Origin of the sequence: Mycobacterium sp. E2989 (assembly GCF_001667595.1) — a bacterium.
In the GTDB taxonomy this organism is placed as follows: domain Bacteria; phylum Actinomycetota; class Actinomycetes; order Mycobacteriales; family Mycobacteriaceae; genus Mycobacterium.
This window is the reverse complement of the sequence record NZ_LZJX01000138.1, coordinates 105,503-119,792: the sequence shown is the minus strand read 5'-3', so window position 1 is coordinate 119,792 and position 14,290 is coordinate 105,503. Positions and strand designations below refer to the sequence as shown.

The 14,290-nt window shown below is 63.5% G+C and carries 18 protein-coding genes and 1 pseudogene; 16 read left to right on the top strand and 3 right to left on the bottom strand.

Translation table 11 applies throughout. From position 1 onward, the window contains the following. Positions 1-226: pseudogene (locus A5680_RS25940) on the bottom strand (hypothetical protein); the annotation flags it as partial. Positions 227-553: 327 nt separating this feature from the next. Here A5680_RS25940 and A5680_RS26425 point away from each other — a divergent pair. The 3 genes from A5680_RS26425 to A5680_RS25550 all read left to right on the top strand — a co-directional run bounded on the left by A5680_RS26425 (position 554) and on the right by A5680_RS25550 (position 2,638). Next, the gene (locus A5680_RS26425) at positions 554-1,084 is read left to right on the top strand and encodes a hypothetical protein (protein WP_231977692.1); all 531 of its coding nucleotides are present in this window, start codon (positions 554-556) and stop codon (positions 1,082-1,084) included. A gap of 205 nt (positions 1,085-1,289) precedes the next feature. Further along, positions 1,290-1,907, top strand: a complete 618-nt coding sequence (locus tag A5680_RS24830; protein WP_156675224.1) for an NADP-dependent oxidoreductase — start codon at positions 1,290-1,292, stop codon at positions 1,905-1,907. A gap of 104 nt (positions 1,908-2,011) precedes the next feature. Then, positions 2,012-2,638 carry a GNAT family N-acetyltransferase gene (locus A5680_RS25550; RefSeq protein ID WP_082950413.1) on the top strand — a complete coding sequence of 209 codons (627 nt, stop codon included), beginning with the start codon at positions 2,012-2,014 and terminating at the stop codon, positions 2,636-2,638. A 65-nt stretch (positions 2,639-2,703) separates the two neighbouring features. On the opposite strand, the gene A5680_RS24825 is transcribed toward A5680_RS25550, so the two are convergent. After that, the gene (locus tag A5680_RS24825) at positions 2,704-3,015 is read right to left on the bottom strand and encodes a putative quinol monooxygenase (protein WP_067275652.1); all 312 of its coding nucleotides are present in this window, start codon (positions 3,013-3,015) and stop codon (positions 2,704-2,706) included. 117 nt (positions 3,016-3,132) lie between these two features. Here A5680_RS24825 and A5680_RS25935 point away from each other — a divergent pair, with 117 nt between their 5' ends. From A5680_RS25935 to tal, 5 genes are all read left to right on the top strand, one after another. Further along, positions 3,133-3,312 (top strand): hypothetical protein, encoded by a 180-nt coding sequence (locus tag A5680_RS25935; protein ID WP_156675223.1) that lies wholly within the window; start codon positions 3,133-3,135, stop codon positions 3,310-3,312. Positions 3,313-3,532: 220 nt separating this feature from the next. Then, positions 3,533-4,303: an SDR family NAD(P)-dependent oxidoreductase gene (locus A5680_RS24820; RefSeq protein ID WP_067824254.1), complete on the top strand. Its 771-nt coding sequence runs from the start codon at positions 3,533-3,535 to the stop codon at positions 4,301-4,303. A gap of 28 nt (positions 4,304-4,331) precedes the next feature. Next, positions 4,332-4,820, top strand: a complete 489-nt coding sequence (gene msrB / locus A5680_RS24815) for a peptide-methionine (R)-S-oxide reductase MsrB (RefSeq protein ID WP_067275645.1) — start codon at positions 4,332-4,334, stop codon at positions 4,818-4,820. After that, complete coding sequence (msrA, locus tag A5680_RS24810) at positions 4,817-5,365, top strand: peptide-methionine (S)-S-oxide reductase MsrA (protein ID WP_067824252.1); 549 nt, start codon at positions 4,817-4,819, stop codon at positions 5,363-5,365. The genes msrB and msrA overlap by 4 nt, the downstream gene beginning before the upstream one ends. Before the next feature lie 156 nt (positions 5,366-5,521). Next, positions 5,522-6,610, top strand: a complete 1,089-nt coding sequence (gene tal, locus A5680_RS24805) for a transaldolase (protein WP_067824250.1) — start codon at positions 5,522-5,524, stop codon at positions 6,608-6,610. A gap of 67 nt (positions 6,611-6,677) precedes the next feature. Here the strand turns inward: tal and A5680_RS24800 are convergent, their stop codons facing one another. After that, positions 6,678-7,277, bottom strand: coding sequence for a sigma-70 family RNA polymerase sigma factor (locus tag A5680_RS24800; RefSeq protein ID WP_067824247.1), 600 nt, complete (start codon positions 7,275-7,277; stop codon positions 6,678-6,680). A gap of 447 nt (positions 7,278-7,724) precedes the next feature. On the opposite strand from A5680_RS24800, the gene A5680_RS25545 reads away from it, so the two are divergent. The 8 genes from A5680_RS25545 (at position 7,725) to A5680_RS25535 (ending at position 14,167) form a co-directional block, all read left to right on the top strand. Next, the gene (locus A5680_RS25545) at positions 7,725-8,150 is read left to right on the top strand and encodes a DUF5709 domain-containing protein (protein ID WP_369817976.1); all 426 of its coding nucleotides are present in this window, start codon (positions 7,725-7,727) and stop codon (positions 8,148-8,150) included. Between the two features lie 52 nt (positions 8,151-8,202). Then, positions 8,203-9,618, top strand: a complete 1,416-nt coding sequence (locus tag A5680_RS24785; RefSeq protein WP_067824238.1) for an NAD(P)H-quinone dehydrogenase — start codon at positions 8,203-8,205, stop codon at positions 9,616-9,618. 295 nt (positions 9,619-9,913) lie between these two features. Beyond that, positions 9,914-11,281: an NAD(P)/FAD-dependent oxidoreductase gene (locus tag A5680_RS24780; protein ID WP_067824235.1), complete on the top strand. Its 1,368-nt coding sequence runs from the start codon at positions 9,914-9,916 to the stop codon at positions 11,279-11,281. Between the two features lie 28 nt (positions 11,282-11,309). After that, complete coding sequence (locus A5680_RS24775) at positions 11,310-11,909, top strand: sulfite oxidase-like oxidoreductase (protein ID WP_067275623.1); 600 nt, start codon at positions 11,310-11,312, stop codon at positions 11,907-11,909. Next, a complete protein-coding gene (locus A5680_RS24770; RefSeq protein WP_369827710.1) occupies positions 11,906-12,679 on the top strand; it encodes a ferredoxin reductase in 774 nt (257 codons plus the stop codon). The genes A5680_RS24775 and A5680_RS24770 overlap by 4 nt, the downstream gene beginning before the upstream one ends. Continuing rightward, a complete protein-coding gene (locus tag A5680_RS26420) occupies positions 12,673-12,948 on the top strand; it encodes a DUF6510 family protein (RefSeq protein ID WP_082956190.1) in 276 nt (91 codons plus the stop codon). The genes A5680_RS24770 and A5680_RS26420 overlap by 7 nt, the downstream gene beginning before the upstream one ends. Before the next feature lie 252 nt (positions 12,949-13,200). After that, a complete protein-coding gene (locus A5680_RS24765; protein WP_067824228.1) occupies positions 13,201-13,629 on the top strand; it encodes a Rid family hydrolase in 429 nt (142 codons plus the stop codon). Between the two features lie 34 nt (positions 13,630-13,663). Further along, positions 13,664-14,167: a DUF421 domain-containing protein gene (locus A5680_RS25535; protein ID WP_067784451.1), complete on the top strand. Its 504-nt coding sequence runs from the start codon at positions 13,664-13,666 to the stop codon at positions 14,165-14,167. Positions 14,168-14,290 lie beyond the last annotated feature (123 nt).

Below are 14,290 nucleotides of genomic sequence, written 5' to 3'. Positions count from 1 at the left end.
ACGGCAGCCACGTCATCAAGGACACGATCCAGGTGTTTGCCGACCCCGGCGCCGCCACGAACGCGCTGGGCGGTGGGCTGGGTGCGGCCGCCGCCGGCACCGTCGGCTTGGCGGCATTGCCGGTGTCGGTGTCGCTCGAATGACACATGGCGACGAACCCGAGGATCACCGCGGCCACGGCGACCAGCGCGAGCCTGGCCGTACGGGGTTTGACCGTGGTAGCCATCGGCGCGCTCCGATCGTGATAGCGATGGGTTCGGCCAGGCATACCCGTTCGAAGCGAGATATCACCCGACCGTAACCGAGATCACTAAGGTCGCGAGCCCGCGAATTGGTGTCTTCCCGGGACCGCACGCCGCTTACTCCATAACGTTCGCCCACCCGATGTGCGCTTGTGTCACTCACCCGGGTGAATGATCGGTCGGGGTGATGACTATTCACCCCGACGCGCGTCAAGCTCACTGATGAGCGGACCGCCTAACGGGGTCTCGACGCAGAATCACAGGAGTGCCACGACGTGCCCATCGACTTTGACGCTCAGAGGGTAACGCCGATGCCCAATGGCTACGGCGGATGTCCGCCGACGTCAGTCCACTGCGTCCGCGCGGCGAAGTTCGACCGCCAACCGATCGATGCCGCGAACACGAGTTCGCCGGTTCAGATTGGACGGAATGAGTGTCCGCGCGGCGCGGTCGATGGTGCACTTGCCAGCCCAATCGGCACCCCGCTGGGGGGTAACCCGGCAGTGGCTCCCCGTGGCATCGAACATCTTGATTTCGCCCCTCAATGTCAGATCGCATTCTTGGACAACGGATTTCGATGCAAACAACCGGCGGAGGCCTATATCGAATTCCACATGGTCGGTCACTGCAAGCGCTTTGACTGTGACGAGGCCGGCAATGCGTGCGGCTTCGTGTGCGCCGGCCATCTCGACGCGTTGGAATACACGGCCGAGTGCACGGTGCGCGAGTTACGGCCGGCGGCGCCGGTGCGGTGGCTTTCCCGCCGCATCGCTCGATGCCCGACCTGCGACCGGTCGATCGTGTTCGTCTCCGACATTCTGCAGGTTGTGGTGATGCTCTAGAAACCCCGACACTGGAGCTGAACCCGAAAAGCTAAGTGCTGTCAGCACTATTCGTTGTGTAATCACAAATCATACGAAGGAGAATTTCATGAGGGCGATACGTCTGTACGCGGACGGACTACGACTAGAAGAGATTGCCCAACCCGAGCCCGGGCCGGACGAGGCGCTTGTGCGGGTCCATGCCGCGGCGATCACACGGGGTGAGTTGGCCTGGCCGACCGATCGGTTGCCGGCGATCCCCTCATATGAGCTGTGCGGTGTCGTCGAATCGACCGGCGAGGAGGTCATCGCGCTGACACCGTTCGACCACGACGGCGTCGCCGCCGAGTGGGCCGCGGTACCGAAATCCCTGCTCGCTCCGAAGCCATCCGCGCTGAGCCGCGAGCAAGCCGCGGCGCTTCCGATGACTGGACTGACCGCGTTTCAGGCGCTGGTCGTCCACGGCAAGGTCACGGCCGGGCAGCGCGTGCTCATCACGGGCGTGCACGGCGGCGTCGGGCACATCGCCGCTCAACTCGCACGGCACCTCGGGGCGGTTCTGGTCGGCGAAGGAGAGGACTGCGACCTCCTGTTCGACACCACCGGCGGTGAGGCGCTTGCTCGTAGCGCAGAGCGCGCCGGGCGCATCGTGACGATCGCGGCCGAGACGCCGGGCGCGCAGTACTTCGTTGTGGAGCCGAACGGAGCGCAGCTCGCGGCGCTTCCGGAGCTGCATCCGCAGATCGACACGGTCTTTGCGCTGAACCAATTCCAAGAGGCTTTTGCGCGCACCGAGCAGCGCGGGAAGAAGGGGAAGGTTGTGCTTCGCGTCGCCGAGGCATAGGCCAACCGCTCAACTCGGCGACCACTCTATGTCGGTACCACCCCCGACCGCGATCGTCACCTTCTTTACGGGCGTTGCTTTCCTAGTGGGTCACTTTTTCCGGTATGAGTTTTCACGATCTGAAGGAGGCGACATTGGATGATCACCGTCACGTCGAATGGGACCCCCACACCCGACGCATCCTGACGGCCCGTCTCCAGTTGCGCCCATGGCAATTCGAAGACGACCGTGCCGCTTACGGGATATACGGAGCGCCGGAGGTTTCGCGTTGGCTGTGTCCGGCGCTGCCGTTGATCGCCGACCGCGCCCACATGCGTCATCTCTTGGGCGAATGGATCCGGCAGAGCGACGGATCCGGCCTGCCCGTGGGACGGTGGGCGATCACCGATAGGTACTCCGGCGACTTAGTCGGGGGAGTGGCACTGCTTCCTCTACCACCCGGCTGCACCGATCTCGAGATCGGCTGGCAGGTTGCGCCGGCTCTATGGGGGCACGGTTTCGGTGCGGAGGCCGGTCATGCGGTGGCGCATCAAGCATTCACAAATATCGGTGTCAGCGAGGTTTTCGCAGTCGTGCGGCCAGGCAATGATCGCGGAGTGGCTACGGCTCGACGAGTGGGCATGGAATGGGTCGGTGAAACCGACAAGTACTACAACCTGACCCTTGAGGTCTATCGACTAAACAAAGCGGACCTTGATCTGCCAGAGCCGGCGTGTGCGCAGGCTCCGTAAGCGGTCTAGCCTGGATGTAACCTAAGCAGGAAGTTGGCCAAGCTTTTGTCGCGACATCTGGAGGCTCAGCCACTCACCACCCGGTAGAAGGTGGTCTGGGCCTCGCCGTCCTGAGCAAACTGTGACAAGGCTTCCACGCTGAGCGCGAAATGATCGGTTTGAACGTGGAGGTCGACGCCGTGCTGGTTGCGGAACCGCTGATAAAGTGTGAAATGCCCGGGTCGATCGCGATCTTCGTGCAGCCTAAAGGTGCTAACGGCTCCTTCGGCCAGCGACGGAGGAATTAACCCAACGAACGCGCGTCGCAGGTCGTCTCCCTTGCCCGGCAAAGCGACGGCCTCGGTGATCAGCACTACTTCTTCATCTGGCCCGTACATGTTTGACGCTCCTTCACTGTCTTCTCAAGGGCTTCGACATCACGGGATCAAGTAACTACCTCGCCGGCGCCATCATTCTTGTACCGCCACGGCGCAATTGATGGTGCGTCACCCGCAATGGAATTGACTGCCGGGGATATGGCGGCCTACTTGGTGAACGACATTCGCCATCGCTTTGCTCCGCATCTTGTCGTGAGCATCGCTAAGACTCGAGGCAAGCCTACCCGCTCGGTGATTGCGGCCACGCTGAATTACCCACTGCGCGTTCATAACTCAGCAGAAATAGCCGGCCTCTGAGCGTCCCCGCGGAGTCGATGTTGGCCTCGGGGATGCACTCACCCGGGTGAATCGACGCCGGGGTGATGACGGCTCACCCCGCGACGCAGCAGACTCGACGGCAGTTCGACTTTGACATCGGGGCGCCGGACGTCGACGCCAAGGCTACAAATCGCGTTGCCGGGCAAAGGCGATGGCCCAGCGGCGAGCCGTCGAGAACGATTAGCAGAAGGGTCTCACCATGCACTTCGATTCCAAGAAGGTCGTCGTCGTCGGGGGCAGCGCCGGTATGGGCCGGCAGGTCGCCGTTGACGTCATGCGCCACGGCGGTAGCGCGGTGATCATCGGACGGTCGAAAGACCGTGTGGATGACACGGTGACCGAACTGACGGGCGAAGGCGGCCAGGCGTGGGGGATCACCTCGGAGCTGACCGATCGCACCGCGGTCGCCGATGTTCAGCGCGCACTTTCCGAGAACCACAGCGATGCGACGCTGCTCGTCAACGCGGCCGGATTCTTCATCCCCAAGCCGTTTCTCGAATATGACGCGCCGACCTATGACTCGTACATGGAGCTCAACTATGCCCTGTTCTTCCTGACGCAGACCGTTGTCGCGGGCATGATCGCCAAGGGGGAGGGCGGGTCCATCGTCAACATCGGCAGCATGTGGGCACACCAGGCGATCGGTCTGACTCCTTCGTCGGTTTACTCGATGCAAAAGGCCGGCCTGCATGCGCTCACCCACAACCTGGCCATCGAGCTCGCCGGCCACAACATTCGCGTCAACGCGGTGGCGCCAGCTGTGGTCAAGACCCCGCTCTACGAGGGCTTCATCCCGAAGGACGAGATCGACGCCACGCTTGCCGCTTTCGCGCCGCTTCATCCGCTGGGACGAGTCGGGAACCCTGCCGACGTGGCCAACGCAGTGACGTATCTGCTGTCTGATGCGGCCAGCTGGGTCACCGGTGCGATTCTCAACGTCGACGGCGGCATCATGGCCGGGCGCAACTAAACAAGCCTGCCCGAACGAAGGAGACCAGATGTCACACCAATACCGCAAGAACCCTGCCGCGGTCGACGCGCTCAGCCCCCAGCAATACCACGTCACCCAGGAGAGCGGCACGGAGCCTCCGTTCACAGGCGAATACTGCGACAACCATGAACCAGGCATCTACGTCGACATTGTTTCTGGCGAACCACTCTTCGCCTCGGTGGACAAATTCGACAGCGGAAGTGGCTGGCCCAGCTTCACCCGGCCGATCGACTCGGACAGCCTGGTTGAGAGGCGCGACCTTAGCCACTTCATGCAAAGGGTCGAGGTGCGCTCCGCCCATGCCGACAGTCATCTGGGGCACGTATTCACGGACGGCCCCCGAGAAGCGGGCGGCCTGCGCTACTGCATCAACTCGGCATCGCTGCGATTCATCCACCGCGATGACCTGGAAGCCCAGGGTTATGGACGATATCTGCGATTGTTCGCGAACGACGTATCGGAACAGGCCCAAAGCGTCGGCGAGCGACAATCATGACCGGGCACGACAAGATCGCTATTCTCGCGGGCGGGTGCTTTTGGGGCATGGAGGACCTCTTCCGCGCGCAGCCCGGCGTGGTGACCACCCGTGTCGGCTACACCGGTGGCAGCAACACACACCCCACCTACCGCAATCACCCCGGGCACGCCGAGGCAGTCGAAATCACCTACGACGCAGACCAGACCGATTATCGGGCGCTGTTGGAATTCTTTTTCCAGATCCACGACCCGACCACCAAGAACCGTCAGGGCAATGATGTCGGAACCAGTTACCGGTCGGCAATTTTCTATCTGGACGACGAGCAAAAGCGAATCGCAACGCGAACCATCGCCGACATCGAGGATTCCGGGAGGTGGCCCGGCAGAGTCGTCACCGAGGTGAACCCGGCCGGTGAGTTTTGGGAAGCCGAACCCGAACACCAGAACTACCTGCAGCGCTACCCATCGGGCTACACCTGCCACTACGTCCGCCCCGATTGGACGGTACCCAACCGCGGTGACGGGGCAAAGGCCGCGGCGGCTGGACGCGACAAGCCGGCTTAGCAACGACATGGGCTCGGTAACACAAGACAGGGCGACAGCCCCGCCGCATTGGCAGGTGCTGTTGAGCGCGTACGCGCCGCTGGTGCTTTCTGGCACAGCATGCGCCGTGGGGTGGGTTCTACCGCGGCCCAGCGATGGGCGAGCGGCGGCGACGGGATGACTCAGAACCCGAACCTGGCCGCGTTGTCGGCGGCGGGAGTGTCGGTTTGGCTGGACAACTTGTCCCGCGGTCTGCTGCAATCCGGCAAGCTGCGACAGCTTATCGACACGAGAAGCGTTGTCGGCGTGACCACTAACCCGTCCACCTTTGAGCATGCACTTGCAAACGGCCGCGCCTACGATGGCCAGATCGCCGAGCTGACGGCCCGCGGCACGGACATCGACACCGCGGTCCGCACGGCGATCACCGACGACGTCCGGGCGGCCTGCGATGTCCTGCGTCCACAATGGGAAGGTTCCGGCGGCGTCGACGGAAGAGTGTCCATTGAAGTCGACCCGTCGCTCGCGCACGACACCGATGCGACAGTCACGCAGGCGGTCGAGCTGGCCAAGATTGTCGACCGGCCCAACGTGCTAATCAAAATACCGGCCACCGCCGCCGGTCTGCCCGCAATCACCGCGGCGTTGGCCAAGGGTGTTTGTGTCAACGTGACGCTGATCTTTTCCGTCCAACGCTACCGGGCGGTCATGAACGCTTATCTGGCCGGCATCGAAACCGCCCGGCACGCGGGCACCGACCTATCCCAAATCCATTCGGTAGCATCATTATTCGTATCCCGGGTGGACACCGAAGTCGACAAGCGACTCGAGGCAATCGGGACCGATGAGGCGCTCGCGCTGCGGGGACAGGCGGGCATCGCCAACGCCCGATTGGCCTACGCCGCCTATCAGCAGGTCTTCGAAGCCGAGCCGCGCTACGCGGCGTTGCGCGCCGCGGGTGCTCGCCTGCAACGACCACTGTGGGCCTCCACCGGAGTGAAAAACCCCGCCTACCCCGACACGATGTACGTCACCGGACTGGTGGCGCCCAACACCGTCAGCACGATTCCAGAGCCCACGCTGGAGGCGGTCGCCGATCACGGCGTCGTCGTCGGTGACATCGTGACCGGCAAGGCGGCGCAGGCCCAGGAGGTGTTCGACCGGCTGACCGCCCTCGGCATCGACCTGCACGATGTGTTCGCTCTCCTGGAACGCGACGGGGTGTCCAAGTTCGCTGCCTCCTGGTCGCGGTCGGTTCAACGCTAACCATGCTTGCCGTGTGCTGAGCGCTTGTTGTGTTCATCGGGCCAGCTGATCTACCGGTCGAGCAGCATCAACTCGCTACCCTCGCCTCGTGATTAGTTGGCGAGCTGGATAGCAAATCGCGCAACTGTTTTCGGCCGCGATTGAGCCTGGAACTTACGGTTCCTGGTCCGGTGTCCGTCAGGACGGCGATCTCTTTATACGTGTATCCCGCAATGTCGGCGAAATACACCGCGATGCGAAACTGCTCAGGCAAGAGCATCATTGCAGCCTTGAGGTAGGGGTCTGGCAGCATCTCGAGCGCCTGGTCCTCGGCCGACCGTAGGAACCGATGGGTGCAGGGGGCATTGACCACGAGCTGTTGATCGGTGATCTCACCAGCCGGATGCTGGGCGGGACGGCGCTTTTGCCGCCGATAACTGCTGATATGAGTGTTGGTCATGATCTGCCGCAGCCATGCCTTGAGGTTCGTCCCGGGCTCGAATGACCCGAGACCGGCATACGCGTTGAGCAGCGTTTCTTGCACGAGATCCTCCGCATCCGCTCGATTGGAGGTCATTCGAAGAGCGTGCCGATACAGCGGCTCAAGGAGCGGGGTGATGGCGCTTTCAAACTGAGCGTTCAGCGCGCCGGCTGGCGCCTTCGTCGATTCGGCTCGTACGTAACCCACGTTATTCTCCCGCTATCGCGAAATGTAGTGGCGTGGAGCGTGGCTCGCCCTCGCGCGCACCAGCCAAGCAGGCCGCGGGCGCGAGGCAAGGCCTGTCCTGCTCGACGGGCCGGCGTCTCACGGACTGCGCCAACCAAGTGCGTGAGCCGCTAGCTGCACGTGCGCCTGTCATCGCATCTAACCTCCACAGCACCTGCGCTTGCCAACCTGGTGCCAGCATCGATCACCGCGGGGTGAGCAGTCATCACCCACCGGGACATTTCATCCGGATGAGCGCCCGCGCCGCTGCCAGGTCAAGTTGGCCGCCAGATCACCCGGGTGATCGACCGAGGTGGACGACGACAGCTCACCCTTCTGCGCGCCATGATCACGACGTCGATGGCTGTGCAGCTGTGTGTTGTTGTCGAAACCTTTGCAGTTACGGAACGGAGACGGTGCCGGGTGGGGATTTCTGAATTCGATGATGTGCAGGCCCATCTGCTCGAGCCAGAAGAAAGCTTGGACTCAGAACAGACGGGCATCGACCTCGACGAAGGTTACTCGCCTCCGGAACGCCCCCGCGAACTGCGAGCGTGGGGACTGACCGCGAGGGAAGCGCGCACCCATGAAAGTCTTGCGCGCCGACTGGCCCGTGAGGTGCCCGACGTGACCGACCAGTGGGATGGCGACGGGATTGGTGATAGCGCCGACAGCGACGGTGAGCCCATCGACGATCAGGTCGGCGATATGCGCGCAGGCCGGCTTGTCGCCTTCGACGTCGATCCAGCTGATCCGGGTGCGGATTACCTTGCCCACGACGTCGGCATCGACGGCGGCGCCGCCTCGGCGGAGGAAGCCGCCATGCATATCGTCGTCGACGACGAGCGCGGGTGAGGTATGGCGTCTCCGATGACCTACCGTGCGGCCAGTGGGTGAAATCTGAGCCGTGGTAACCCGCATTGTGATCCTTGGCGGTGGCCCGGCCGGTTATGAGGCAGCGCTAGTAGCGGCGGCACGAGGTCCTGCCGTAACGCGCGTCACCGTTGTCGATTCCGACGGGGTCGGCGGTGCCGCGGTGTTGTGTGACTGCGTGCCGTCGAAGACCTTTATCACCTCGACGGGGCTGCGCACCGAACTGCGGCGGGCGACCAGGCTGGGTTTTGACGCCCACGTCGACGACGCCAAGATTTGTTTGGCAGAAGTCCACCAGCGGATCAAGGCGCTCGCCGCTGAGCAATCGGTGGATATCACGGCCCAGCTGCTGGCTGTGGACGTTGAGTTGATCGCCGGCCGCGGCGAATTGGTGGATGCGGCTCCCGGTCTGGCGCGCCACCGCGTCAAAGTCACCGCGCGTGACGGCAGTACGACGGTGCGCGATGCCGATGTCGTGTTGATCGCCACCGGCGCCAGCCCCCGGATCCTGCCGTCGGCACACCCCGACGGCGAGCGGATCTTGACCTGGCGCCAGCTTTATGACCTGGACTCGCTGCCCGACCACCTTATCGTGGTGGGTTGCGGGGTGACTGGTATCGAATTCGCCAATGCCTACACCGAGTTGGGTGTGGCGGTAATGCTGGTAGCGAGCCGCGACCGGGTTTTGCCGCACGAGGACGCCGACGCCGCACAGGTGCTCGAGGAATCTTTCGCCCAACGTGGCGTCGAAGTAATCAAGGGCGCCCGGGCAAAATCCGTGAGGCGCACCGACGGCGGGGTGCTCGTGACAATGGCCGACGGGCGAACGGTCGAAGGCACCCACGCGTTGATGACACTCGGGTCAGTCCCCAACACCGGCCGGCTAGGCCTACAGCGTGTGGGCATCGGATCAGGGCCCGGCGACTACATTGCAGTCGATCGCGTATCGCGCACATCGGTCGCGGGCATCTACGCGGCGGGGGACTGCACCGGTCTTTTGCCGTTGGCCTCCGTTGCAGCCATGCAGGGCCGCATCGCGATGTATCACGCGCTCGGTGAGGCCGTGAATCCGCTGCGATTGCGTACCGTTGCGGCGACGGTGTTCACCCACCCGGAGGTCGCGGCGGTCGGTGTCTCGCAGGCCGCGATCGACCAGGGGTCCATTCAGGCCCGCATCATTATGCTGCCGTTGAAAACCAATGCGCGGGCGAAAATGTCGGAGCTGCATCAGGGATTCGTCAAGCTATTTTGCCGACAGGACAGCGGCGTGATAATCGGCGGCGTGGTGGTCGCGCCGATCGCTTCCGAGTTGATACTACCGATCGCGATCGCTGTTCAAAACCGCATTACCGTCGATGATTTGGCGCAGACGCTTGCGGTATATCCGTCGCTGTCCGGTTCGATCACCGAGGTGGCCCGCCGGCTCGTAGCCCGCTCCGAGCTCGACTGATGCACGAATTCACCAGGTCGACGAGGTGCGCCGCTCGCACTCCCTCGAAGCACGCGTCACTCAGCCCGCACGAGCAGTCGATTCGGTGTAGCCGGATTCCGGATTGAGCATTATCACCCGGGTGAATCGGCCTGAGGAGTGATGACAGATCGTTGGCGTCGGGCGATGCTCGTGCTGGATATCTCCACAGCTGTCTACCGCGCCGCAGTCGCGTGGTCACCGAGGAGCACGACAACGTCGTGCGATCGATCGTCAACACCACGTCGCCACCCAGATGCCAAACAGGAGAAGAGATATGAAGCCGGTCTCGGACCGCCGTCAACCGCAGAAGGCGCCACCGACCACCTCGGTTGTGATCGTCGGCAGCGGCTTCGCCGGTTTCGAGTGCGCGCGGCGACTGGCCCGACGGCTTGATAAGGCGCGCGCCTCGGATGTGAGGGTGACCATCGTTTCGGCGGTCGATTATCTGCAGTACACGCCGTTGCTGGCGGATGTGGCCGGTGGGCTGGTGGACCCCCGGTTTGTCTGTGTCCCGCTGGCCGGAACGCTGACGGGCGTGCGGGCGGTGCGTGGATTGGTCGATAGCGTTGACTTCGATCGGCGTCTACTGTCGTTCACCGATCCGGAGGGTCGGCGAGGGACGCTGTCGTGGGATCGGCTGGTCTTAACACCGGGCTCGGTGACCCGGCTTTTGGATACGCCGGGTTTGGCCAAATACGCGCACGGTCTGAAGTCGACGGCCGAGGCGCTGTATCTTCGTGATCGTGTGATCGAGCAGTTGGAACTGGCTCAGGTCGACGAAAACGAGGCACGCGCCGCAGCGCGCCGCGCGATTGTCGTTGTCGGTGCGTCGTATTCCGGTTCCGAATTGACGGCGCAGCTGCGCGCGCTCGCCGACGCAGCGGCGAAGCAAATGGGTTTCGATGGGGCCTCTGTGCGGTTTGTGCTGCTCGACTTGGCGGACCGAGTCATGCCCGAGCTGGGGCAGAAGCTCGGCGACGCGGCGATGCGTGTGCTGCGCTCTCGCGGGGTCGACGTGCGGCTGGGGACGACCATCAAGGAGGTCCACGCCGATCATGTTGTGCTCAGCGATGATTCACGCATCGACACTTACACCGTGGCGTGGGTGGCCGGCGTGACCCCGTCACCGCTGATCGCCACACTGGGCTTGGAGACGGAACGGGGCCGGCTGAAAGTGCAGGCCGACTTGCAGGTACCAGGTCATCCCGAGGTCTTTGCCGCGGGCGACGCCGCCGCGGTCCCGGACCTTACCCAGCCGGGCAAGATCGCCCCGCCCACCGCCCAGCATGCGAGTCGGCAAGGTAAGACGTTGGCCCGCAACGTCGCCGCCAGCCTCGGCTACGGTGTGCGGAAGGATTACCGCCACAGCGATCAGGGCATGGTGGTCGACTTGGGTCCACGCTACGCCGTCGCCAACCCGCTGGGCATCCACCTATCGGGCTATGCCGCGAAGTTTGTCGCCCGCGCCTACCACCTTTATGCGCTTCCCCGGCTCGTCAACCGCTGGGCAGTCGCGCTGGCGTACCTCACCGACGTCTTCTTCCCCCGCACCGTGTTGTCGATGGGATTCGATCCGGGCACTGACGCCGAATACACGGCCGGCGCAGTCGTCCAGCTACCGAAGGCGGCCGGCGCGGAATGACATTCAGCAAGCAGCGTGGTGAACACCAATGACCATCGTCAACAAGGGCTTTCGCGGACGACGCGGCGAGTCGGTGCGTGAGCTCCCGCCCGGGCAGCATTTGACCGTGGACTTCCCTGTCCTGCAAGCGGGACCCACTCCGCGGATCGATCTTGATGACTGGCGATTCACCATTCGCGACGAGCGCGGCGCTGAACACTCGTGGACCTGGGCCCAGCTCAAACTCCTGCCCAGTGAGCGGCTCACCGTGGACATTCACTGCGTTACCACCTGGTCCAAGCTGGATACCGAGTGGGAAGGCGTCTCCCTGGACACGCTCTTCGAATCGATCGACACCACCGCCAGATTCGCACTGGTCGGTTCCTACGGCGGATACACCACCAATCTTCCGTTGGGCGACCTTCTCGGCGGGAAGGCTTGGATCGTCTATGTCTACCAGGGCGCACCGCTTAGCGCGGTGCACGGCGGGCCGGCACGACTGTTGGTGCCGCACCTGTACTTCTGGAAGTCCGCGAAGTGGGTGAGATCCATCGAGCTGCGCGACCGCGACATACCGGGATTCTGGGAGGGGTTGGGCTACCACAACTACGGCGACCCGTGGCAAGAACAACGCTACGCCGGGGATTGACGACGGTTGTGGATGGTCACCTGAGACCGAAGTTACGGTGGCGAGTCGCGCGTGTGGTGGACTCTGAGCCCGAGACGGAGTCTGCGCACACGATAGAGCTGACCGTGCCGGGCTGGGGCGGCTACTTGGCGGGGCAGCACATTGATCTCAAGCTGACCGCCGCAGACGGGTACACCGCGCAACGCAGCTATTCGCTGAGCAAACCACCCGACGGTGAGCGCATCGAGCTCACCGTGCAGCAGATTCCCGATGGGGAAGTCTCACCCTACCTCGTCGGGCTTGTCGCCGGAGACGAGGTCGAACTCCGAGGACCCATCGGCGGCTGGTTCGTCTGGCAGCCTGACGACGACGCCGCTCGGGTTCTGCTCATCGGCGGCGGATCGGGAATCGTGCCGTTGATGGCTATGCTTCGACAGCGGGTAGTGGCGGGCAGCGCCGACTTTCGGCTGGTCTATTCGGTGCGCAGTCCCGGCGACGTGTACTACGCCCAAGAGCTGAGCCGGCTCGAGCGCGAATGCGGCTGGCTGCAGGTTGGGCTGGTCTACACCCGCGTGGCCCCAGCGGAGGCGACTCGGCCGCCGGGGCGGGTCCGTATCGCTGACATGGCATCCGAGTGGGCGTCAATCGTCGGCACACGCGTATACGTCTGCGGTCCAACGGGATTCGTAGAATCGGTCACCGCGATGCTGATCGAGCAGGGGCATCAACCGTCAGCGATCCGGACCGAGCGGTTCGGGCCGAGCAGCCAATCCGAAAGCGAGAAGTGGTGACCGAACCAACGCACGTCGACGGTAACGCGGCCGCGGGCGTCTTCGCAGAAGTACTGGGATTCGACGTCACCACCGCGACGTTGACTTGTGGGAAATGCGGTTGCGCCAGGGCCTTCGCCGAATGTCACGTCTATCAACGCGGACCCGGCATCGTGGTGCGTTGTCCATGCTGCGGAGACGTCCTTGCCCGCCTGGTGCGAACGCCCACCGAAGTGTGGCTCGACTTCCGCGGTGCCCAGTCTTGGCGTGTCCCGATCCCGGCCCCCTGATGGAGTCCCTCGACGCACTTGCCCGCCGCGTGGGTACCGCCGACATCGTGGATGCGATGGGGCGACTGCGGCGGCGTCCACGCCATGCGCCGGTTTCCACCCGGGTGAATTACCCAGCCGGATGAGGACACCTCACCCCACGCCGACGGATAGTTGTCGTTGGATCCGGGTTGTGGGCCCCGGACCGACCGTCCTGTTCGGACAAGCAGATCGGTCGCAAGGCAACAATCGACGAGGAGAAGAGGCCGAAGCATGGCTGAACTCGAGTTCTTCGACACCCCCGGGTACGGCGAGCTAGCCCGCACTCGAAACCACTACCGCCAAGCTCTTCGCATCGGTGATCGCATCGAGATCTCCGGCCAAGGTGGCTGGGACGCGGACTTCGCCATGCCGGCCACACCCCTGGAGGAGGAGATAGTCCGGGCGTGCGACAACGTTGAAAAGACGCTCGCTGAGGCCGGCGCCAGCTGGCGCGACGTCGTGAACGTCCACTCCTACCATGTCCCCACGACCCCTGATTCCATTGGGACTGAACATATGGCGGTGATGGTGGACCAGTTCCGCAAGCGATTCGGCGCGAGTATGCCGCTGTGGACCGCGCTAGGCGTTGAAGCGCTCGCATTGCCCGGCCAGCGTGTCGAGATCGAGGTCGTCGCGATCGTCGACTCGGGCAGGAAGTAGACGTCTGCACTCAGTCGCGAGGTCGGAGGCACGGGTGGACCGAATATTTCATTCCCTGATTGGTGACCCGCCCGGCGCGGTCGATGCGGCCGTCAAAGCCTCGGCGCTATTCCTCACCGCTGCAATCCTCTTTCGTTTCATGGAGCGCCGGACCCTCGCCGAATTTGCGCCATTCGACTGGATCGCTGCGGTGGCGGCCGGAGCCATCGTCGGTCGGGCTGCAACCGCCAGCGATAGCTCATGGCTGAACGCAACCTCGGCGCTCATCAGTCTTCTCGTCGCCCACGCTGTACTAGCGAGATTGCGCTTCATTCCGGCGATTCGACGTGTCATCGATCCGCCTCTCAAAGTGCTGATCCGCAACGGACACGTCGACCGACGCAACCTTCGTCGATGCGGAATGACCACTGCCGATCTCGAGGCTGTGCTACGACAGCACGGACACGAGAGCTCCGATCGTATTCACCTGGCAATCTTCGAAGCCAAGGGCGCAATCTCGATTTTGTTGACGGATGTAAAGGGGAAACCGGCCGGATGAACCGGACAGCTACGTCCGGCTTCATGAAGAGAGATCTATCGAAGCGCTTTTCACTACAGCGTATTTCGCTGGCGACGTCGCGGACGGACGCAGTTCAGGACAGATGAAGAGGAGGGATTCGAT